General features: G+C 41.0%; 18 protein-coding genes and 1 pseudogene. 10 read left to right on the top strand and 9 right to left on the bottom strand.

From position 1 onward, the window contains the following. Positions 1–37 precede the first annotated feature (37 nt). Genes LLY41_RS17195 through LLY41_RS17170 form a run of 6 tightly spaced genes read right to left on the bottom strand, consistent with a single transcriptional unit; the run spans position 38 to position 1,958 of the window. On the bottom strand, positions 38–256 hold the full coding sequence (locus LLY41_RS17195) for a spore germination protein (protein ID WP_095243861.1): 219 nt from the start codon (positions 254–256) through the stop codon (positions 38–40). A 25-nt stretch (positions 257–281) separates the two neighbouring features. Next, complete coding sequence (locus LLY41_RS17190) at positions 282–668, bottom strand: spore germination protein GerPE (protein WP_304585954.1); 387 nt, start codon at positions 666–668, stop codon at positions 282–284. Between the two features lie 7 nt (positions 669–675). Next, on the bottom strand, positions 676–852 hold the full coding sequence (locus LLY41_RS17185; RefSeq protein WP_061792801.1) for a hypothetical protein: 177 nt from the start codon (positions 850–852) through the stop codon (positions 676–678). Continuing rightward, on the bottom strand, positions 849–1,460 hold the full coding sequence (gene gerPC / locus LLY41_RS17180; protein WP_370460122.1) for a spore germination protein GerPC: 612 nt from the start codon (positions 1,458–1,460) through the stop codon (positions 849–851). The genes LLY41_RS17185 and gerPC overlap by 4 nt, the downstream gene beginning before the upstream one ends. 44 nt (positions 1,461–1,504) lie before the next feature. Beyond that, on the bottom strand, positions 1,505–1,723 hold the full coding sequence (locus LLY41_RS17175; protein WP_304585953.1) for a spore germination protein GerPB: 219 nt from the start codon (positions 1,721–1,723) through the stop codon (positions 1,505–1,507). A 13-nt stretch (positions 1,724–1,736) separates the two neighbouring features. Further along, positions 1,737–1,958 carry a spore germination protein gene (locus tag LLY41_RS17170; protein WP_095243865.1) on the bottom strand — a complete coding sequence of 74 codons (222 nt, stop codon included), beginning with the start codon at positions 1,956–1,958 and terminating at the stop codon, positions 1,737–1,739. Positions 1,959–2,158: 200 nt separating this feature from the next. Here LLY41_RS17170 and LLY41_RS17165 point away from each other — a divergent pair. The 5 genes and pseudogenes from LLY41_RS17165 (at position 2,159) to LLY41_RS17145 (ending at position 9,868) form a co-directional block, all read left to right on the top strand. Then, positions 2,159–3,750: pseudogene (locus tag LLY41_RS17165) on the top strand (long-chain-fatty-acid--CoA ligase). A 135-nt stretch (positions 3,751–3,885) separates the two neighbouring features. Then, positions 3,886–5,073 carry a DUF418 domain-containing protein gene (locus tag LLY41_RS17160; protein ID WP_304585952.1) on the top strand — a complete coding sequence of 396 codons (1,188 nt, stop codon included), beginning with the start codon at positions 3,886–3,888 and terminating at the stop codon, positions 5,071–5,073. Positions 5,074–5,139: 66 nt separating this feature from the next. Further along, a complete protein-coding gene (locus tag LLY41_RS17155) occupies positions 5,140–6,048 on the top strand; it encodes a fumarylacetoacetate hydrolase family protein (RefSeq protein WP_304585951.1) in 909 nt (302 codons plus the stop codon). 198 nt (positions 6,049–6,246) lie between these two features. Next, entirely contained in the window at positions 6,247–6,606 is a 360-nt protein-coding gene (locus tag LLY41_RS17150; RefSeq protein ID WP_095243869.1) for a YisL family protein, read from the top strand. 340 nt (positions 6,607–6,946) lie between these two features. After that, on the top strand, positions 6,947–9,868 hold the full coding sequence (locus LLY41_RS17145) for an EAL domain-containing protein (protein ID WP_304585950.1): 2,922 nt from the start codon (positions 6,947–6,949) through the stop codon (positions 9,866–9,868). 106 nt (positions 9,869–9,974) lie between these two features. Here LLY41_RS17145 and LLY41_RS17140 read toward each other — a convergent pair whose 3' ends face one another. Continuing rightward, positions 9,975–10,538 (bottom strand): DUF2777 domain-containing protein, encoded by a 564-nt coding sequence (locus LLY41_RS17140; RefSeq protein ID WP_095243871.1) that lies wholly within the window; start codon positions 10,536–10,538, stop codon positions 9,975–9,977. Positions 10,539–10,695: 157 nt separating this feature from the next. Between LLY41_RS17140 and asnB the strand changes: the two genes are divergently transcribed. Beyond that, positions 10,696–12,543 (top strand): asparagine synthase (glutamine-hydrolyzing), encoded by a 1,848-nt coding sequence (gene asnB / locus LLY41_RS17135; protein ID WP_304585949.1) that lies wholly within the window; start codon positions 10,696–10,698, stop codon positions 12,541–12,543. A 32-nt stretch (positions 12,544–12,575) separates the two neighbouring features. On the opposite strand, the gene LLY41_RS17130 is transcribed toward asnB, so the two are convergent. Next, positions 12,576–13,925 carry an MATE family efflux transporter gene (locus LLY41_RS17130; RefSeq protein WP_304585948.1) on the bottom strand — a complete coding sequence of 450 codons (1,350 nt, stop codon included), beginning with the start codon at positions 13,923–13,925 and terminating at the stop codon, positions 12,576–12,578. 125 nt (positions 13,926–14,050) lie between these two features. After that, the gene (locus tag LLY41_RS17125) at positions 14,051–15,820 is read right to left on the bottom strand and encodes an alpha-glycosidase (protein WP_304585947.1); all 1,770 of its coding nucleotides are present in this window, start codon (positions 15,818–15,820) and stop codon (positions 14,051–14,053) included. Positions 15,821–16,132: 312 nt separating this feature from the next. On the opposite strand from LLY41_RS17125, the gene LLY41_RS17120 reads away from it, so the two are divergent. The 4 genes from LLY41_RS17120 (at position 16,133) to LLY41_RS17105 (ending at position 21,444) form a co-directional block, all read left to right on the top strand. Next, on the top strand, positions 16,133–17,425 hold the full coding sequence (locus LLY41_RS17120) for an extracellular solute-binding protein (protein ID WP_095243875.1): 1,293 nt from the start codon (positions 16,133–16,135) through the stop codon (positions 17,423–17,425). 263 nt (positions 17,426–17,688) lie between these two features. Continuing rightward, the gene (locus LLY41_RS17115) at positions 17,689–18,972 is read left to right on the top strand and encodes a carbohydrate ABC transporter permease (protein WP_095243876.1); all 1,284 of its coding nucleotides are present in this window, start codon (positions 17,689–17,691) and stop codon (positions 18,970–18,972) included. Positions 18,973–18,974: 2 nt separating this feature from the next. After that, complete coding sequence (locus LLY41_RS17110; protein ID WP_095243877.1) at positions 18,975–19,817, top strand: sugar ABC transporter permease; 843 nt, start codon at positions 18,975–18,977, stop codon at positions 19,815–19,817. A gap of 142 nt (positions 19,818–19,959) precedes the next feature. Then, complete coding sequence (locus LLY41_RS17105; protein WP_370460350.1) at positions 19,960–21,444, top strand: alpha-amylase family glycosyl hydrolase; 1,485 nt, start codon at positions 19,960–19,962, stop codon at positions 21,442–21,444. Positions 21,445–21,452 lie beyond the last annotated feature (8 nt).

Below are 21,452 nucleotides of genomic sequence, written 5' to 3'. Positions count from 1 at the left end.
TAACGAAAGTGCTATCGTCCATAATACTCTCTTTCGATTAGTTATTGCCAACATTTGGCTGATCAACCAGACTGGTATCAAGTACGTTACTGGCGCTAAGGCCATTGTTTGTAATGATAAAGCCGCCTGTGTTAGCGGCACCCTGTCCGGTTGTTGATTTGGAATTGTTTTTCGGAGAAATATAAAGGGAGTCTCCGAATTGAACTATTCCACCGCTGACATTAATAATTTGTACCGGTCCGATTATAGCTGGCATGTAAAACATCCTTTATGAGAAATTTTCATCCTTGCGTTCCGCTGTTTTTGGGATAAATCTGACGGATATGCTTGACCCGGGCTTCCATTGAAATGTTTCCACTGTTCCCGATATGGATGACAGAGGAGGAGGAAACTCCGATAATATCAATGTTCTGCACCCGAATGATCGGATTGAGCTGTGTTGTCTGCATCGTTATGTTTTCTTCAATAGGGATCAAAGGAATAGGTTCACTGAATACAGGATAGACTGAAAAATTCCCTTCCTTCGCATTAAAATACTCAGCTTCACGCTGGTTAGCAATCGCCCTTGAGAATCCTTTAATAAAGCATGAGTCACCAATTTCAAAAACAGAAGAAAAGGCAATGGTGTAAATATGGATTTTATCAACAGATGAAGTTCTTTGCAGCATAGGCAGCTTACTCCGGTGTCAGAGGCACAAATGGCCCTACCAGAAGTGACTCAGGAGGTGTATCAAAAGTGGCTGCCAGCTGGATCGTTTGCGTATCCCCCACCATCAAAACAGATGAACTGGATACACCCAGTACTCTTATACTGCCAACGCACAGATCTCTGTTATATACCTGATAATTCATTCTTTATTCATTCCCTTCATATTTTCCGGCAAATGCGAGATAAAGGCATAGACCCCATTGTGAATCTCCTTTTTTATCAGCTCGATAATCTCTTCGTTATTTTCCTGCCCGGAGCGATTCGATGCCTGCTGCTGGATATAGAAGTCAATCCGGTTAGGCAGCTGCTTTTTGATATCTTCTTTGATAAACGCAATATACGAATCATCCACATTGACATTTAATTTTTTCTGGGCAGAAGCTGTAATTTCCGGAAGTTCCCGTTCTAAATACTGATAAATGGCGTCTTCAATTTCCATCGTTCTCTTCATCTGGGTTTTAGGCGAAACAGGTGCTTTAATGTTTTTGTTGTCTACGGCAAAATCTTCAATGTTCTGCAGCTCAGAAGGGTTTAAGCCAATATTTAAAGTACCTTCAAGAGACTCTACCTTAAGCTGGTCAAATTTATACTCAATCCGATCGACCTGCATTGGCGGACGGCTTTTCAGAACTTCAGTTTCTTCCTGAAGTTTTTTAACCGCAGCTTCAAGTCTCCTTATTTGCTTTTCCTGTGCTTCTACAAAAGCATGCAATTGCTGAAGATAGGTATTTAATTGCTGATTCAAGCGCACCACCTCGCTTATAAAAAAATGATATTATCGTTTCTGAGCACCAGTCAGAGGTACAGAAGGTGACAGAAAAACACTCCCCCAGCTGGTCCCGCAGGCGCCGGACCTTCTGCTTCAGGTGCTGGCTCGGTAAAGCCGCCAGTGTTATACAAATAAGACGCCGGCTTTATAATGCCTGCACTTCCAATCTGCATGACGGAAGAGTTTGTGATCCCGCCGATCTTTATGAATTGAATATGAATGGATTGCTGTATATAAAAATTCATAGTATCACCCGTTTTAAGCATTGAAATAATTGCCCTGATCCACGCCATCACAATCATAAGTGTTTGTTGTGCTCCGGTGATTATAAACATTCAGGCCATTCCCAGTGTTAAACGATCCGGCACCTGAAAAGGTCTTGGCGTTAGAAACTGGCATGATTTTATATACGTCCCCAATATTGAAGACAGAACTGCTCCCGATCGATATGACCTGTGCGACTCCCACAATAGCTGGCATACATAACACCCTTTAAAATGATTTCTTGTATATCGTATGTGCCTAATTGCTGAATGTGATTAATCAGCCCAATAATATCTCAGTGGTACGTTTATTCAAGGAGACGCTAAAATGTTATATAACAGACAAAATCAGGATGAAACTGTTTTAATTTTTGTGATAATATAAAATTAACAAAATTTTCTGTGAGGTGTCGTAAAATGAATGTTCCATTAATACTTACGCAGTTTTTAGACCGTGCTGTGTCCCTTTACGGTTCCAAGAAAGCCATTTTTGCAGATGATCGAACTTTTACATATGAGGAATTGAACACAAGGGTTAATCAGCTCTCTCATGGTTTAGAAGCTTCAGGTATTCAAAAAGGGGACCGTATTGCTTACCTGGCACCCAATTCAGTTGAAATGCTGGAGGGGTTTTATGGAGTTTTTCAGCTGGGTGGAATAATGGTTCCGCTAAATATCAGGCTGAAGCCGGAAGACTATCTGTTTATATTGAATCACAGCGAATCCAAAATTCTGTTTGTAGATCAGGACCTTTACCATCTAATACTTCCTGTAAAAGATCAGCTGAAAACTTTGGAAAAAATCATCGTGCATTATAAAGAAGAAGATACAGAAGAAACCGATTATGATTTATGGCTAGGCAGCCAGGACAGCAGTCCTTTTCAAAGAGAGATCCTCGACGAAAATGACGTTTGCAGCCTTTTATATACAAGCGGTACAACAGGCAATCCTAAAGGTGTCATGCTGACCCACCGCAATAATTACCTGCATGCATTGTCAACTATGCATCATTTGAGAGTCAGCGATCAGGATGTATTGCTGCATGTCCTGCCGATGTTTCATGTGAATGGATGGGGTTCTCCTTTTTATTACACGGCAAATGGCGCTTCTCAGGTGTGTATGAGAAAAGCCACGCCGGAAAAGATATTTGACACCCTGCAGGAGCATAAAGTATCCGTCATGCATATGGCTCCCACGGTACTGAATTCGCTGATGCAGCATTATGAACAATTTGCTCCTTCTGTTGAACAGGATGTCAGGGTGGTTATAGCTGGATCGGCCCCTCCGCCAGCTTTTGTAACAAGAGTGGAAAAGGAGCTTGGGTGGGAGTTCATACAGGTATATGGCATGACCGAATCATCTCCATTAAGCACAGTATCGACGATTCGTTCTCATCTTCAACAACTTCCTCTTAACCAGCAGTACCGGATGAAAGCGAAGGCAGGACATCAGATGATTGGCTGTGAAGTCAAGGTAATCACTGAACACGGTGAAGAAGTTGCCCATAATGGCAAAGAAATCGGTGAGGTAGTTGTCCGCAGCAACGGGGTCATGAAAGGCTATTGGAAAAACGAAGAGGCAACAATGGAAGCTATTCGGGACGGCTGGCTTTACACAGGTGATATGGGAAATGTAGATGAATATGGCAATTTAGAAATTGTTGACCGGAAAAAAGATATTATTATCAGCGGCGGGGAAAACATCTCATCCATCGAAGTAGAAGGGGTTTTATACGAGCACCCTGCCATCTCAGAAGCAGCTGTCATAGCAGTGCCTCACGAAAAGTGGGGGAAACACCTCATGCCTTTATAGTCGTGCGACATGGGAATACACTGACTGAGCAGGAGATTATCAGTTTTACCAGGGAGAAGCTGGCCCACTTCAAAGCTGTAACAGGAGTGACTTTTGTCGATGAGCTGCCGAAAACGGCTTCAGGGAAAATCCAAAAAATCCACCTTCGGAACAGCTACTGGGAGTCAAAAGGGAAAACAGACCGTTATGTTAATTAAATGAAAAGTGGGATTTTTTCAAAGTGTCCAGCTCCAGCGCCTAGTTGCATGCGCTGGAGCATTTCTTTTCTGGACAAGCAGAATACAGCTCTCTATCATTAAGGTAGATTTTCTTTACAAAAAAGGAGGCACTATATGGACAGGCAAGTCAGCCCGGTTGTGGAGAAGGATCGGATCATTTCGCTGGATATTATGAGAGGATTTGCCATTCTCGGTATTTTTTTAGTAAATATGCTTTCCTTCCATTCACCATATCTGTACATTGATCCTTTTGAATGGTGGGACAGTCCGGCAGATAAAGGGGCTTATGCGTTTATCGATATCTTTGTGCAGGCAAGCTTCTATCCTTTGTTTTCTATGCTGTTCGGTTATGGGTTAGTCATTCTGAGGGAGAGGGCAATGGCCAAAGGCCTTGGTTTCGGAGGAATGGCTGCAAGGAGATTTTCGCTTTTGCTGCTGATAGGCATCATTCACGCTTTTCTTATTTGGCATGGGGACATTTTAATAAACTATGCAATCTTTGGCTTTATCTTTTTAATGTTTGTAAAAATGTCCGGAAAAAATATGCTTTTAACCGGAATATTGCTTTATATCATTCCCAATCTGCTATTTGTTCTATTGTTATTTGCAACAGTTCTGTTTGTTCCGCCTGAAGATCTGTCAATCTATGACAAAGAAGCCGCATTAGCTTCTTTACAGGCCTATCAAAATGGAAGCTTTTCCGAGGTTACCTCACAGCGTATCCAGGATTGGTCAGGTGTTAATAATCTTGCTTCACTACCTATCATGCTGGCATCTATTTTTCCTTTGTTTTTAATAGGGGGAGGTGCTGCCAAGCTGCGATGGCTTGAGGAGCCAGTAAAAAACCGGGCATTCCTCATGAGAATTACGCTGATTTCTTTGGCTGCAGGGCTATTGTTCAAATTACTGCCTTACATAACGGAAAGCAACCTGGGACTGGATTACATGCAGGACATATTCGGAGGTCCGCTGCTGGCTATTGCTTATGGTTTAGGGATAGCAGTGATGATAAACAATAGTCATGGACCAGGATTCCTGCTGCCGCTCTCGTATGTTGGGAAACTGTCGCTCTCAAATTATCTTTTCCAGTCCATTATCTCGACTTTTATTTTTTACAGTTATGGATTAGGCTTCTATGGGAAGGTCTCTGCAATTGGAGGGACACTGTTAGTTATGATCATCTTCGCTATGCAGGTCATCATCAGCCGCTTTTGGATTGCCCGCTATTATTATGGACCGGTCGAATGGCTCTGGAGGAGCTTCACTTATTTGAAGATCCCTAATTGGAAGAGAAAAGGTTAAAATTGTCCAAAAAACTGAAAATTTATATTATACTAAAAAAGTGAAAAATAGAATGAGGTGATAGGATTGAAATTTGTTACTTTTAAGGATAGCACAGGAAGCGGCACTGGTTTACTGGACGAGACCGGGACTAAGGTGCTTCCGCTAAAAGCAACTTTAGAAAAAATGGAAGGCAAAAGTGAGTTGCCGTCGACTTTGAAGGAATGTATTGCTTTAGGGGATAAGTTCATTGATAAAGTACATAGTTTAACAGATTGGCTAAGCAGCAATCCTGGCAGTGAAGAACTCTTTCGCCCGCTCGCTTCCGATGCATTGGAAGCGCCGATTCCCCGTCCGGATAAGAATATCTTTTGTGTAGGCAAGAATTATGCCGAGCATGCCATTGAGATGGGGAGCAAAGAAGATATTCCAGAGCACATAATGGTCTTTACGAAATCGCCAACAACGGTCATAGGACCTGATGCAACAGTCTTGAATCACAATAATGTCACTGCAGAGCTGGATTATGAGGGAGAGCTTGCCGTAGTAATCGGAAAAAAAGGACGAGAGATTCCAAAGGAAAAAGCATTGGAACACATTTTTGGCTATACGATCATTAATGATGTAACAGCAAGGGATCTGCAGTCCCGCCATAAGCAATTTTTTATCGGTAAGAGCCTGGATGCCACATGCCCGATGGGTCCATGGATTGTCCATAAATCAGCTGTTGAAAACCCGAATCAGCTTGACATTCAAACAAAGGTAAACGGAGAGCTCCGACAAAGTTCAAATACTGAAAACTTTATCTTTCCAATCGAGGAAATCATTTCGGTCCTGTCAAAGGGCATGACACTTGAGCCTGGAGATATTATTGCTACAGGAACACCCGCAGGGGTAGGCAAGGGCTTTAAGCCTCCTCGCTTTCTTAAGCCGGGAGATAAAGTGGAAATTACAGTGGAAAATATTGGAACTCTGACGAATGTTATAGAGAAATAAAAAGAAAGATGGCCTGTGTAAAAACACAGGCTTTTAAGAATTTATTTTATAATTTCAGAGTGTCAATGATATATATCACACTTTGTCATAAATAGTTCACAAATTTGCCTTTAGATAATCTTTTTCTGCATCTTAACTTTAGGAATTTCAAAGTCAATATGGTATGATGATATCGAATTTACATTAGGAGGCACTGGAATGATACATGCCCATATAACAACATGGTTATTAGCACTTGTTCTATTTATTATTGCCCTTATACTGCATAAAAGCGGCAAACAAAAAGGTTTAAAAGTGGTTCACATGATTTTGAGATTATTTTATCTGCTAATCATTGGAACAGGAGTTTGGATTTTAAGCAGCCTTAACAGCATCGACCTTCTTTATGTGTTGAAGTCATTAGTAGGCATTTGGGTAATTGCTATGTTTGAAATGATTATCATCCGTACTGTCAAAGGGAAAAAGACTTCTATTTTATGGGGACAGTTCATTGTCGCTCTAATCCTGGTTCTATATTTAGGATTTGTTAAATTGCCATTAACTTTTATCGCAGTCTAACGGGCAGTAAGACCCCACTTCAAGACTCCGAGAAATCAAAGGAGGACAAGTGGAAGTCAAACTGCCCGTAAAGGCCCGATTGGTTCAACTAACAATAAGTGGGGAGAAAAGCACACCCCACTTATTGAAGTTTCACTTTATGACGTAAATATGGATATTTATAGAAAAGGCTGCCAAAAAGGCAGCTTTTTCTAATTTTGTCATGTCATGACTTCACTAAATATGGTAATTTAAAACTATAGCTAACTATAGGATAAAAATTTGAATCTGCAGTCTCAGCTGTACAAGGGAGCAATCCTATCAGCGGGTCTAATGATCTTACTATGATGGTGGGTTTTTTATGGCACAGACGATTACATGTTTATATAAGAATATTAGCGGGCTTAATAGTTTTATAGACTTGAATGAATTGACTGAATACCCGAATCTGCTTGTGCAGGTCTTTACAGGGACTCCTGAAAGCCTATTTATCGCAGAAATTCAAAAGGAACTGAAAAATAAGCTTCCCTTTGCACATATAGCAGGCTGTTCAACTTCCGGTGAAATTCATGATGGGCGCATTACGGAAAAACAAACAATCATTTGCTTTACTATTTTTGAAAAAACGGAATTAAAATCTTTCCTGTTAAACAGGAGCGATTTTAAAGACAGTTATGAAATGGGCAAAGCCCTGGCACGGGAACTTGCTATCTTTAATACCGAAGCTGTAATTATCTTTCCTGCAGGATTTGATGTTGATTCCACTGACCTCCTGGAAGGGATAAATGAAACCCAGCCGAACATGGTGATTTCCGGCGGCCTTGCCGGAGATAATGGTTTATTCCAGGAGGGTTTTTCTTTTACTCAAGAGGGAATCACCAGCGATGGGCTTGCGGCAGTTGCCCTTCAAAGCGGCCATTTGTCAGTGCGTCATTTTGAAAATTATCAGTGGCAGGAGATTGGAAAAAGCTTTACTGTCACAAAGGCAGAAGGATCTATCATCTACTCCCTGGACGATAAGAGGCCTTTAACTATTTTAAAGCGCTATTTGGGAGAGGCTTTTATTAAGGAACTGCCCAAATCAGGTACTGAATTCCCGTTCCTTTTACAGTACCGTGGAGAAAAAGTATCTGTTTTTATTATAAAATTACTTGAAAATGGTGCAATTAAAGTAAACAGAAGGGTTGAGGCAGGAGACACACTTACGTTTGCTTATGCAAATCTGGAGGACATTATTGACCGGTCTTTAAAGGAATTAAAACAGCTTGACCAGGTTTCTCCTGAAAGCATATTTATATACAATTGCATGGCCAGGAAGCAATTTGCAAGAGACTTTACGGAAAAAGAACTGGCAATGTTTCAGAAAATAGCTCCGTCTAACGGCTTTTTCTCTTATGGAGAAATATCCTGCCGTAAAGGCGGACATCCGCAGATGGTCGGACATTCTCTTACATACCTTGCTCTATCAGAAAATAGTGCTGAAGCAAAGAAGGAACAGCAGAATGAATTTGTTTATGAAAAAACCGCCCAATTTAATACGATTACTTCATTAACTCATTTAATGCATGCTTCTCAGGATGATATTAAATCATTAAACAGCAGTCTTAAAATGTCAGAACAATATTATAAATCTCTATTTGATAATAATGCAGACTTTGTTTATTCAACTGATCTGAAGGGGAATTTCACAAGTGTCAACCCGGCATTTGAGAAAACTTTCGGATACAGCCGGGAAGAAATAATCGGAAAAACCGCTCTTTCCTATGTGAGCGATATGGATGTACAAAGGGTCCGGATGCACTTTTATCGGGCATTAAGAGGAAAGGAGCAATATTATAATGTATATATTGATTCAAAAACCGGCGAGAAGAATCTCTTTCAGCTGAAAAATATTCCGATTACGGTTAATGGGGAATGTGTAGGCATTTATGGAATCGGCAGAAATATTACTGAACAGAAAAAAATTGAAGAGAAGATAACAGAACTGGCTTTTTTTGACCGGGATACAGGGCTGCCAAACAGAATGAAGTTTACAGAACAATTGGAAATGCAATTAAAGAGAGCCAGGAAGAAACAGAAGAAAATTGCCGTTCTTTCTATTGATATTGACCGCTTTAAAATCATAAATGACAGTCTTGGGCACTTTGCAGGGGATATGGTGTTAAAGGAAATTTCCGAAAGAATTGAGAGGGTTTTGCCTTCCGGTTCTTATTTGGGAAGATTCAGCGGGGATAAGTTTACCCTGGTACTATCGAGGGAAGCAACCATTGAAAAAGTTATGAAAGCCTCCAAAAAGATATTAGATGAAATATCCCATCCTTTATTTCAGTCGGATCAGGAGTTTATTGTTACTGCGAGTATTGGTGTAAGCCTATATCCGGACGATGGATCTGACGAGCACATACTGCTGAAAAATGCAGATATTGCCACGAACCGCTCCAAGCTGCAGGGAGGAAACAGGGTCACGTTTTTCTCGATGGAAATGAATCAGCAGGCAATGGTCAGACTTGAGCTTGAAAGCTACTTAAGAAAAGCATTGCAGAAAAATGAGTTTTATTTATGCTATCAGCCATTAATCGACCTTGAAACTGGCAATTTATATGGAAGCGAAGCCCTGATCCGCTGGAATCATCCAAAACTTGGACTTGTTTCACCAGGTGAATTTATTCCTCTTGCAGAAGAAACTGGTCTCATTGGGGATATTGGCGGCTGGGTGTTGAGGTCGGCCTGCCAGCAAAATAGGCGCTGGCAAATGCTCGGCTATGAATCTCTTTCCATTTCTGTGAATGTGTCAGCCTATCAATTCCAGCAGCCGGGTTTTCTTCAGGAAGTTAAGACGGCATTGGAGCTTTCAGGTATGGAGCCGCAATATTTAACATTGGAGCTGACGGAAAGCACGATGCTGAGAAATGTTGAGTACAGTATACAAGTTATGCAGTCTCTGCAGGATATCGGTGTCAAGGTATCCATTGATGATTTTGGAACCGGATATTCTTCATTAAGTTATTTAAAGGACCTTCCAATCAATACATTAAAAATCGACCGGTCGTTTATCAATAACCTTCGACTAAATACATCTGATGTTGCCATTGTAAAAGCCATCATCACCATGGGACATGGGCTCTCCGTTAAGGTGGTGGCTGAAGGGGTGGAAACACTGGAGCAGATTGAGCTTTTAAAGGAATTGAAATGCCATTATGCACAGGGCTTTTATATACATAAGCCGCTTATGACCAGAGATTTTGAGGAAGGTCTATCAAAATACGTTCAAACGCACAGCTAGCGCCATAAAGAAACAGCAGCACTGCCACCAAAGGCAGGCTGCTGTTTCTTTATATTCATTCTGAAGTTAGATTATTGTCCAGCCCCAGACGCTTTTCCGCTTTTTTTTATGAAGAAATTTTCTCAATTACCATTCTTTTTCCGCTGTTTAGGGTAAATTCAAACCGGTCACTCATTTTTTCATAATAGCAAAAATGATGCTGCACATTGCAAATATGATCCTGGTTATCAAAAACGATGAAGTTAACACCGCTTTTCCTGTCTTTATCATTAAAAAATGCGAGCTGGTTATAGCAATAAATGCAGTCATAGACCGAAAATTGCATGGAATTTAGAGTGGTTACGAACTGGTAGAAGGCGTCATCATTCATTTCCTCCAATAATCTTTCGAGAGAGAAAACCAGATGCTTACGAATGCGAATCGAATCCTGGTTCTTCAAGTGAAATGTTTCATCATCAAAAGCCACCTTGCCATCCTCGAATAAAGTGCCTTTCTTCCAGCGTTTAAAGCGGAACACCTCCATTTCCTGATGGAGGAATTCGTCCAGTATGGATGCTTCATCTGTTTCATGGTCAAAAAATACCCATTGATCATTGATATACTCTACAGTGCCTTCTGTAAAAGCACGGGATTGATATTCGATAAGCTTTGTTCGCTGCTGTCTATTCATATAAAACCTCCATTAACTTCCTCAACTTCTTTTTAGACAGTTTTGGCGATTTTTATAACCGCTTGAATGTGGACAATTAACTTTTTTTAAGGCCCAGCATACAATAGCATCATGAAAAATGTGCCCATGCGATTCCGCTTTGAAAGGATGATGTAATGTGTGTGGAATTACCGGCTGGATTGACTTCCAAAAGGATTTGAGAAAAGAATCTGCAGCAGTTGGCAAAATGGCGGATACGCTGGCAAAGCGGGGTCCAGATGAAACAAACATATGGACAGATGTTCATGCTGGATTCGGCCATAAAAGGTTAATCGTTGTAGACCCGGCAGGCGGAAAACAGCCAATGACTAGGGAAAAACATCAAAACCGCTATACGATTTGCTATAATGGAGAGCTTTATAATACGGAAGATCTCCGTAAAGAACTCCTTATAAAAGGATATTCGTTTGAAGGCCATTCTGACACTGAGGTTTTGCTGACTTCTTATATAGAATGGGGAGAAAATTGCCTTCAATATTTGAATGGCATCTATGCATTCGCAGTTTGGGATGAAAAGAAAGAACAATTATTTATTGGCAGGGATCGTTTAGGGGTAAAACCATTATTTTATAAGGAAACGAAACATGGCATATTATTTGGATCTGAATTAAAAGCAATTTTAGCCCACCCTGAAGTTAAGGCGGAAGTCGGCAGGGAAGGTTTAGCTGAAATCTTTGGACTGGGGCCATCACGATCTCCGGGATCGGGTGTTTTCAGAGGCATTGATGAATTAAGGCCTGCTCATGCGCTGATCTTTTCGAGAAATGGGCTGAAGGCATGGCGTTATTGGAATGTGAAAAGTGCCCCTCATGAGGATAATGTTGAAGAGACGGCTGAGCGAGTCAGGGAACTATTTACGGATGCTGTGACAAGGCAGCTGGTTTCGGATGTACCGTTATGCACGTTCCTTTCCGGCGGAGTGGATTCCAGTGCGATTACAGCTATCGCTGCAAAAGCTTACGAAAAAGACGGTAAGGGCCAACTCACCACTTATTCGATAGATTATGAGGGAAATGATGAGTTTTTCAAGGCTAATGAGTTTCAGCCTAATTCTGATGGAGCATTTATACAGAAGATGTCCCAGACCTTTAATACGAAACATAACAGCAGTATAATCACCCAGAAGCAGCTGGCAGAGGATTTAATCGAATCTGTGCATGTAAGGGATCTTCCGGGTATGGCTGATGTCGATTCCTCCCTGCTATGGTTTTGCAGGGAAATAAAAAAGGACTTTGTTGTCAGTCTGTCGGGGGAATGTGCTGATGAAATATTTGGCGGCTATCCATGGTTCCATAGAGAGGAAGACTTAAAGAGGAAGGGATTCCCATGGATGAGGTCACTCGAAGCCAGACAGGGCCTATTGAAAGAAAATTGGAGGAAGAAACTGAACCTTCAGGGTTATGCTATGGAAAAGTATCTTCAGGCAATCTCCGAAACTCCTTCGCTAGACGGGGAGAACAGGGAGGACGCAAGCAGGAGAGAGCTTTTCTATATTAATATGATTTACTTTATGACGACCTTATTGGACCGTAAAGACAGAATGAGCATGGGGGCCAGCCTTGAAGTACGGGTGCCTTTTGCCGATCATCGGCTTGTGGAGTATGTGTGGAATATTCCGTGGGAGATCAAAATGCATGGAAACCGCGAAAAAGGAATTCTTCGCAAAGCACTTGAAGGTATACTGCCGAATGAAGTGTTATACAGAAAGAAAAGCCCTTATCCCAAAACGCATAATCCAGCATATACAGCTGCAGTCCAGAAAATGCTCAATGGATACCTCGAGGACCGCTCATCAGCACTGTATGAATTCTTTGACAGCGGCCAGCTGAGGGATATTATTGAGTCGGGAGGTGACTCATTCCGGGAACCATGGTTTGGGCAGCTCATGACTGGTCCCCAGCTGTTAGCTCACCTTGCACAGATCCATGTGTGGTTTAAGGATTATAATATAAATATTGCAGATTAAAAAAAAGCGGCAGCCGTTGCCGCTTTTCTTATTTATACTGCTTTTGAAGACACGAACGACTTATTCACCCAGACTCTGGATCTCCAGCGCCATAACATGAGCAATCCTCTAAGCCATTCATCGGCAATAAAAGCGATCCAAATGCCGGCAAGACCCAGTCCAAAATGAATTCCCAGAACATAGGAAAGGGTAACACTTACGCCCCACATGGACAAGATCCCCATATAAACGGGGAATTTTACATCGCCGGCTGCACGAAGGGAGTTAATGACGACTAAATTAAACGATCTGCCTGGCTCCAGGAGGATGGTCAAAAGAATGAGAACACTGCCAACCTTTATGATATCTGGATTAGAAGTGAATATGCCCATCAATTTTTCTGAGAACAGGGAGAAAAGAACCGCAGTCCCGAATGAAATCATGATGGCAAGGCGCAGGCTTTTCATACATCTTTTATAGGCTGCCTCATAATCCTTTCCGCCTACCATATGGCCTATCAGGATTTGTGTGCCCTGGCTGATAGCCACACTGAAAAGGAATATGAACATCATGATATTCTGCGTATACACCTTTGCAGTTAAAGCCTCTGTTCCGAGAGCAGCGATGAAAATAGTAATCACCATTTGCGATCCATTATAGGATAAATGTTCTCCTGCTGAAGGGATCCCGATTTTTAAAAGGTCTTTGATATGTTCCTTTGGAAAGCGGAAAAGTAATCGGAACGGAAGTGCTTTTTCCGTTCTTCTAAGCAGGACAGCGACAGCAGCAGCCAATCCGACCAATCTGCTGACGACAGTAGAGATGGCCACTCCTTCTACACCCAATACCGGAAAACCGAATGGGCCAAAAATAAATAAGTAATTGCCAATAACATTTAAAATGTTCATGCCGATAGTAATGTACATAACATCTCTTGTAAATCCATAACTTCTGATGATGGCCCCAATGGTCATAATTAATGCCTGAACAAAGGAAAAGCCGCCAACAATGACTAAGTAGGCGTTTGCCTGGCTTAGTAGCTCCTCAGGCAAATCCATCATGCGGAGCAGCGGTTTGCCTGATACGAATAGAAGAATACTGAGGATTACCCCAAATACCAGGTTTGCCCCCAGGGAGACAATCGAAATTTCAGCAGCCGTTTTGTTATTTTTTGCGCCAAGATTTTGGGCAATAAGGATGGATGTCCCGGTCGCTACAAATCCAAACATGACGATTACGAGCGAAAGGATCTGATTTGACACCCCGACGGCAGCCACAGATTCATCCGAATATTGCGAAAGCATAAGTGTGTCGGCATTTCCCATGAGCATATGAAGCAATATTTCAATGAAAATCGGCCAGGTTAGAGCAAATAATGTCATTTTTTTCTGGTTCTTAGTCATGGTTATTCTCCCTATTTGTAAATAATCTCATGTAAATAGGAGGGACCCACGACAATATATAAACGAAAAAAGAAAAGCCTTAAGGTCTTGCCCTTAAAAACTTTTCCTTATTTCAATCAGGTTTCCTATTTAGTGAAGCTTGCAGGGAAGGACAGGATTTCAAACCCCCAGCCATCAAGCTGAACTTTAAGGTTTTCCGCTTCAGCTGCAAATTCTTTGTCTGTAAGCATATTCGTTACCTTAACACCCTTTAGCGGATAAGGCAATACAAATTCCGCACTTTCATCCGCAGGGTTGGCGAGTACTATAATGGTTTTTTCATCATCGTATTTTCGGTATGCAACTATATTAGGATCTGTCTGGATAAATTCAAAATGACCTTCATTTGCGAGCAGCTTTTCTTCCTTCCGAACCTTGATAAGCTTTTGAATATGAGAAAACAATTCACGGTCCTGTTTTGCCACATCCCATTCCATGCATTTTCTGCATCCGGGATCCATTACACCACTTAGTCCAATTTCATCTCCATAATATAGGCATGGTGAACCCATAAAGGTGAATAATAGTGTGTAAATTAGCTTTACCCTGTCTTTGTTTTCTTCACATTCCGTTAAGATCCTCGGTGTATCATGGCTTCCAACCAGATTGAATGCAGATTCATAGACATTGGCAGGATAGCTGTTAATTTCAGCGGTCATATTATTGGCGAACTCACTGCCGTTTATGGATTTCTTCGCAATTAAATTTAGCAGGTTGGTGGTAAAAGGATAATTCATGACAGCATCAAATTGGTCTCCGCGCAGCCATGGCATAGAGTTGTGCCAGATTTCACCTAATATATAGAGGTCTGGTTTGATGTTTTTTACAGTCTGCCTGAATTCACGCCAGAACTGATGGTCAACTTCATTTGCCACATCCAGCCGCCAGCCGTCTATATCAAAATCTTCAATCCAGTATCTGGCTACTTTGAGCAAATATTTTTTCACATCTGGATTTTTTGTATTCAGTTTTGGCATCTGCTCTACAAAAGCGAAGGTCTCATAATTAGGGTGCTCCCCGCCTCTCAGAGGGAAACTATGCGGATGGAACCAGTCCTTATAAGGTGATGTTTCTCCCTTCTCAAGCACATCCTGAAATGGGGGGAAGTAGTATCCGCTATGGTTGAAAACGGCATCCAGCATGACTTTAATATCCCGATCATGGCATTCTTTTACAAGTCTCTTTAAAGTATCCTTCGAACCAAACTGGGGATCAATTTCCAGATAGTCAATTGTATCATATTTATGGTTGGAAAATGCCTTAAAAACAGGTGTGAAATAGATGCCGGTAATGCCGAGTTCCACGAGATAGTCCAGATGTTCAATAACACCTTCAAAATCTCCGCCAAAATAGTTATTCGTAGAAGGCTCCTCACTTCCCCAGGGAAGAACACCTTTAGGGTCATTGTCCGGATTTCCGTTAGCAAATCTTTCCGGGAAAATCTGATACCAGACCGTATCCTTCACCCAGGATGGGGCTTGAAATACTTCTTCAGGGTGCAGGTATGGAAAGTTGAAATAATAACCTGAATCAGCAGGAGCCTCCTCGTAAAAGCCTTTTTCAGTCAAAATTAATTCTTCTTCACCGGACTTTAAGTGAAATCCGTACCGGGATCTTCTAAATGGCGGGTTAATATAGGCATGCCAATAGTCATGAATCCCATCAGAACCTGATTTCTGCATATCTGTTTTTTCATACTGCCATTTACCATCTGCCCATAAGTACTGATCACCGTGCAGTAAAGTAACTTTAGAAATATCATCTTTCTTTGTTTGCAGTCTAATATGTAAGGTTTCCCTGCTGATAGGATAAACAAAATGATCAGCAGGGTAGTGTATGATGGCTGCCTTTTCCATTAAAAATTCCCCTTTCAAAGTGCAATCGCTTGCATTATACCATAGGAATGGAGGTGAAATGTATAGTATAAATCCGAGTGTTTGTAAATATATCTTTTCAAACAAAAATAATTTAGAAAAAAGTAGTTGTAAAAGCCCAAAAACCTTGTATAATAAAAATTAGAAATTGTGCAATCGTTTTCATTAAGCGGTTTCATTGAATTATAGTTTAAGTGAACGCTGTTTTTAGAAATAGACTAAAGCGTTTACAAATTTGTGCAAACGGTTGTACTATTTACATTAAGCAACAGATCTATTTAAGGGGGCAATATCATGAAAAAGTCACTATCTTTCTTTATGATGCTGGTATTGGTAATAGGAATGCTGGCAGCTTGCGGTCCTCAGCGTGAGGCACAGCCGGAAAAAACAGATAAAGATAACGGCACAGGTGAAAACCAGGCTGAAGAGCCGAAACCGGAAAAATTAGTAGTTTGGGAAGACACAGATAAAGGCGTAGCATTAAAGCCTGCCATTGAGTCTTTTGAAAAAGAATATGGAATTAAAGTTGAATTCAAAGAATTAGGCATGGCTGATAAAATCCGTGACCAATTAAGACTTGATGGACCTGCAGGAAATGCACCTGACGTTGTTACACTTCCTCATGACCAAATTGGCCAGGTTGTAACAGAAGGTCTTCTTCAGGAAATCAAAGTTGATGACAGCGTTCTTGATACTTTCACAGAATCATCCATCAGTGCTCAAATGTATGACGGAAAACTATATGGTCTTCCAAAAGCAACTGAAACACCAGTTTTCATCTATAATAAAGCATTAATGGATAAAGCTCCTGAAACAATGGATGAGCTTTATACTCAAGCTAAAGAATTAACAACTGGCGGACAGTATGGATTCCTGGCTTTATTCGATAACTTCTATTTCGCTCACGGCCCTATCGCTGGCATGGGCGGATATGTTTTCAATGAAAATGACGGAGCATTAGACCGTGAAGATGTTGGTTTGAATAACGAAGGCGCTGTTGAAGGTGCTGAATTTATTCAAAAATGGTACAGCGAAGGCTTATTCCCTAAAGGAATTATCGGGGAAAGCGGAGGAGCTGCAATGGATGGCCTATTCAATGAAGGAAAAGCTGTTTCTGTAATGAATGGTCCATGGGCACTTCAAGGAATGAAGGATGCAGGGATCGATGTTGGTGTATCTGTAATGCCTAAGCTTCCAAACGGTGAGCATGTTAAAACATTCATGGGTGTTAAGGGATGGAATGTAACTGCATTCACTAAAAACCCTTATTGGGCAACCAAGTTAGTTGAACATATTACAAATGAAGAAAACGCAAAAATCCGTTTTGAGACAACTCAGGAAATCCCTCCTGTAAAATCTCTTATTGAAGATCCGGTAATCGCAGACAATGAAGCTGCAAAAGCTGTTGCTGAGCAGTCTCAATACGCGGTTCCAATGCCAAATATTCCTGAAATGGCTGAAGTTTGGGGACCAATGGCCTCTGCACTTCAAACAATTGCAACAGGTAAAGCGGAGCCAAAAGCAGCGCTTGATGATGCAGTTAAAACGATCAAAACAAATATTGAAACAAATCACCCTGCCAAGTAAAGCTTGACAGACAAAAGGGCGGTACCTCCGAGGAGGTATTGCCCATACTTTTATGTAATGATAAAAAAAGCAAGGTGCCTGAGCAGACAGACTTCTGCTTCAAATGAATACTTTCGAACCTTTAAGCAGAAGCGGCAGAAAGCCGCTTTCATGTTCCTCTTAAGAGCAACCGTTTGCACAAAAACAATCGCTAATATTCTTATAAATGAATTATAATAATAGAAAAATACTTTCTCCTATAAGAAAGGGGAGGCAATAGCCATATGGACGCAAAAAAAATGACATCCAACCATGGAAGAAACGCTGCTCTATTATCCATCCTGCCTGGATTTGGACAGTTTTATAATAAACAGTTCCTTAAAGGTGCCATATTTTTAATTCTTACCATTTCGTTCTTTGCAGCATTCTTTGACACACTGAATTGGGGATTCTGGGGACTTTTCACATTAGGGGAAATTCCAGTTCTGGACCATTCGATCTTTCTTCTGATCGACGGAATTATTGCATTGATCGTTACAGCATTGGGGCTGATTATTTATGCCTTCAATATATATGATGCTTATAATAACGGGAAAAAACGTGATTTGGGATTGGCATTAAACAGTGTCAGAGAGCAGTACCACAATCTACTTGATAATGGTTTCCCATACTTAATGATCTCACCAGGTTTTTTTCTCTTGGTTTTCGTTGTTATATTTCCCATCTTATTCGTAGCTCTTCTTGCATTTACTAACTATGATTTATATCATTCTCCGCCTGCAAAGCTGGTAGATTGGGTAGGCATTCAGAACTTTATCGATATCTTCAAACTTGATTTGTGGAGAAAAACGTTCTTTGGAGTACTGGGCTGGACAATCGTCTGGACTTTCGTTGCTACCACCTTGCAGGTAGCCTTGGGTATTTTCCTGGCAATTCTCGTAAACCAAAAGGATCTTAAAGGGAAAGCATTAATCCGAACAGTCTTCATTCTTCCATGGGCTGTGCCGTCATTTATATCAATCCTGATTTTCTCCGGCATGTTCAATGAGACTTTCGGTGTGGTTAATAATACGATCCTGGATGCAATTGGCATCGGTGCCGTTCCATGGATGACTGAGGAAAATTGGACACGTTTAGCTTTAATTTTCATCCAGTCCTGGCTTGGATTCCCGTTCATTTTTGCCATGACAACCGGTGTGCTGCAGTCTATTCCGGATGAGCTTTATGAAGCTGCAACAGTTGATGGTGCAACGATCCTGCAGAAATTCACAAAGATTACTCTGCCGTTGGTTCTGTTTGCCACTGCACCAATTATCATTACTCAGTATACGTTCAACTTCAATAACTTTAATGTTATCTTCTTGTTCAATGGCGGCGGACCGGCTCTTCCAGGTCAAAATGCCGGGGGTTCGGATATTCTTATATCCTGGATTTATAAGCTGACTATGACTTCTGCCCAATATGGCAAAGCGGCTGCAGTTACTATGATTCTGTCACTTATCGTCATCACTGTAGCATTATGGCAGTTTAGAAGAACAAAATCATTCCAAGAAGAGGATTTGATGTAGATATGAGCATGAAGAAAAATAAAATGATCCGGCTGACACTTTCATATTTAATCATTGCCTTAATGAGCTTTATTGTCATTTATCCGCTTTTGTGGGTAGTTGGCTCATCATTAAATCCGGGCCAGAGTTTGTCTGGTTCAACCATGTTTCCTGAAAATCCAACCTTGGCACATTACAAATATCTATTCGATTTAGAGAAGTCCAATTATGTTAAATGGTACTGGAATTCATTGAAAATAAGTACGCTGACAATGATACTTACGGTTATTACAGTATCCTTGACTGCCTATTCGTTTTCACGCTACCGCTTCATCGGAAGGAAAAATGGTTTATTAACCTTCCTGATCCTGCAAATGATACCTAACTTTGCAGCACTGATCGCCATTTTTGTATTAGCGACAAGAACTGGTTTAATTGATACACATCTTGGATTGATCCTGGTTTATGTCGGCGGTCAGATCCCAATGAATACATGGCTGATGAAAGGCTATCTCGACACGATTCCGAAAGAGCTTGATGAATCTGCGAAAATGGATGGTGCAAGCCATCTGCGTGTATTCTGGCAAATTGTTATGCCTCTTGCAAAACCAATTATTGCAGTAGTTGCGCTATTTTCATTCATTGCACCTTTTGGCGATTTCATCCTTGCCAGAATTCTATTAAGAACAGATGAAAAGTTCACAATGGCAGTAGGATTGTATGAAATGGTAGCCAAGCAATTCGGAAATGAATTTACAAAGTTTGCAGCCGGCTCGGTCTTAATAGCAATTCCGATTGCTGCACTTTTCCTTATGTTCCAAAAATACTTTGTATCAGGTTTGACGGCAGGGGGAACAAAAGGCTAATCTTAAAGGGCTGAAACTTTACTTGCCGCTGCAGGCTGCGAACTTGATTGCAGTTTCGCAGCGGCTTGAAAAATGAAGGAGGAGCGGCGATGAAAAAAGGAATCATAACCTTCATCTTAATCCCGTTTCTTCTTTTTATGCCCTGCCGGCAGGAGCAGCTGAAAAAGAAGAGCGTAAATGGCAAGATGAATCAATTTATTTTTTAATGGTAGACCGGTTTAACAATGGAGATCCCAACAATGATTATAAAGTTGATGTTCAGGATCCAAAAGCTTATCATGGCGGAGATTTTAAGGGAATTACAGAACGCCTTGATTATATTAAGGATATGGGGTTTACAGCAATTTGGCTGACTCCGGTTTTTGATAATGAAGAGAAGGGCTATCACGGTTACTGGATAAAAGATTTTTATAATACGGAAGAACACTTTGGCACAATGGATGAGTTCAAAGAGTTAGTCAAGGAAGCCCACAAAAGAGATATGAAAGTGATATTGGACTTCGTAGTGAACCATGTAGGCTACAATCACGAGTGGGTTAATGACCCTGGAAAAAAAGATTGGTTCCATGAAAAAAAGGATATCTCGAACTGGTCGAATCAGACTGAAATTGAAAATGGCTGGATATATGGGCTCCCTGATTTAAACCAGGAAAACCCTGATGTGAAAAACTATTTAATGGATGCAGCTAAGTGGTGGATTGAAGAAACGGATATTGACGGTTATCGCCTTGATACCGTTAAGCATGTTCCAAAATCTTTCTGGACCGACTTCTCCAATCATGTCAAATCAGTCAAAGAAGACTTTTATTTGCTTGGGGAAGTATGGTCGGATGATCCCAAATATATTGCCCAATATGAAAAAACGGGAATTGACGGTTTTGTCGATTATCCTTTAAATGATCATCTGAGAACAGCCTTTGCAGAACCTGATAAACCGTTAAACTGGCTTTTTACAAACTGGGACCGAAATAAAGCTTTTTTTGAAAACCCCTATCTAATGGGAAGCTTCATGGATAATCACGATACAGTCAGGTTCACCCGTGATGCTATCACAAAAAATCATCATCCGGGTCCAAGATGGAAACTTGCATTAACATACATGTATACCTCACCTGGGATTCCGATTGTTTATTATGGAAGTGAAATAGCTATGGATGGCGGTGAGGATCCTGACAACCGAAGGCAAATGGATTTCCGTACAGACAAAGAATTGATAGATTATATCGCAAAACTTGGAGAAGTTAGGCAATTGCTTCCATCCTTAACCAGGGGCGATATGGAACTGCTGGAGGAAAAGGACGGTTTTGCCGTTTATAAACGGACTTACGAAGATGAAACAACAGTGATTGCGATCAATAATTCATCAAAAACACAGAAAGCGGTACTTGATTCCTCTCAACTGGAAGAAGGAAGAGAGCTGCGCGGCATGATTTCTGATGATCTCATCCGCAGCAAAGACGATAATTATGAGTTAATTATTGATCGGGAAGAAGCTGAAGTATACGTTCTGGAAGAAAAATCAGGATTGAATATTCCGCTGATTGGAGCCCTTGCAGCAGTTTATTCAGCTTTTATGATTTTTCTATATCTTTTATGGAAGCGATCAAAAAAGAAGAAAACCGAATAATTTTAATT

The organism is Cytobacillus firmus, from assembly GCF_023612095.1.
Lineage (GTDB): Bacteria > Bacillota > Bacilli > Bacillales > Cytobacillaceae > Cytobacillus.
This window is presented reverse-complemented; position numbering and strand designations above follow the sequence as displayed.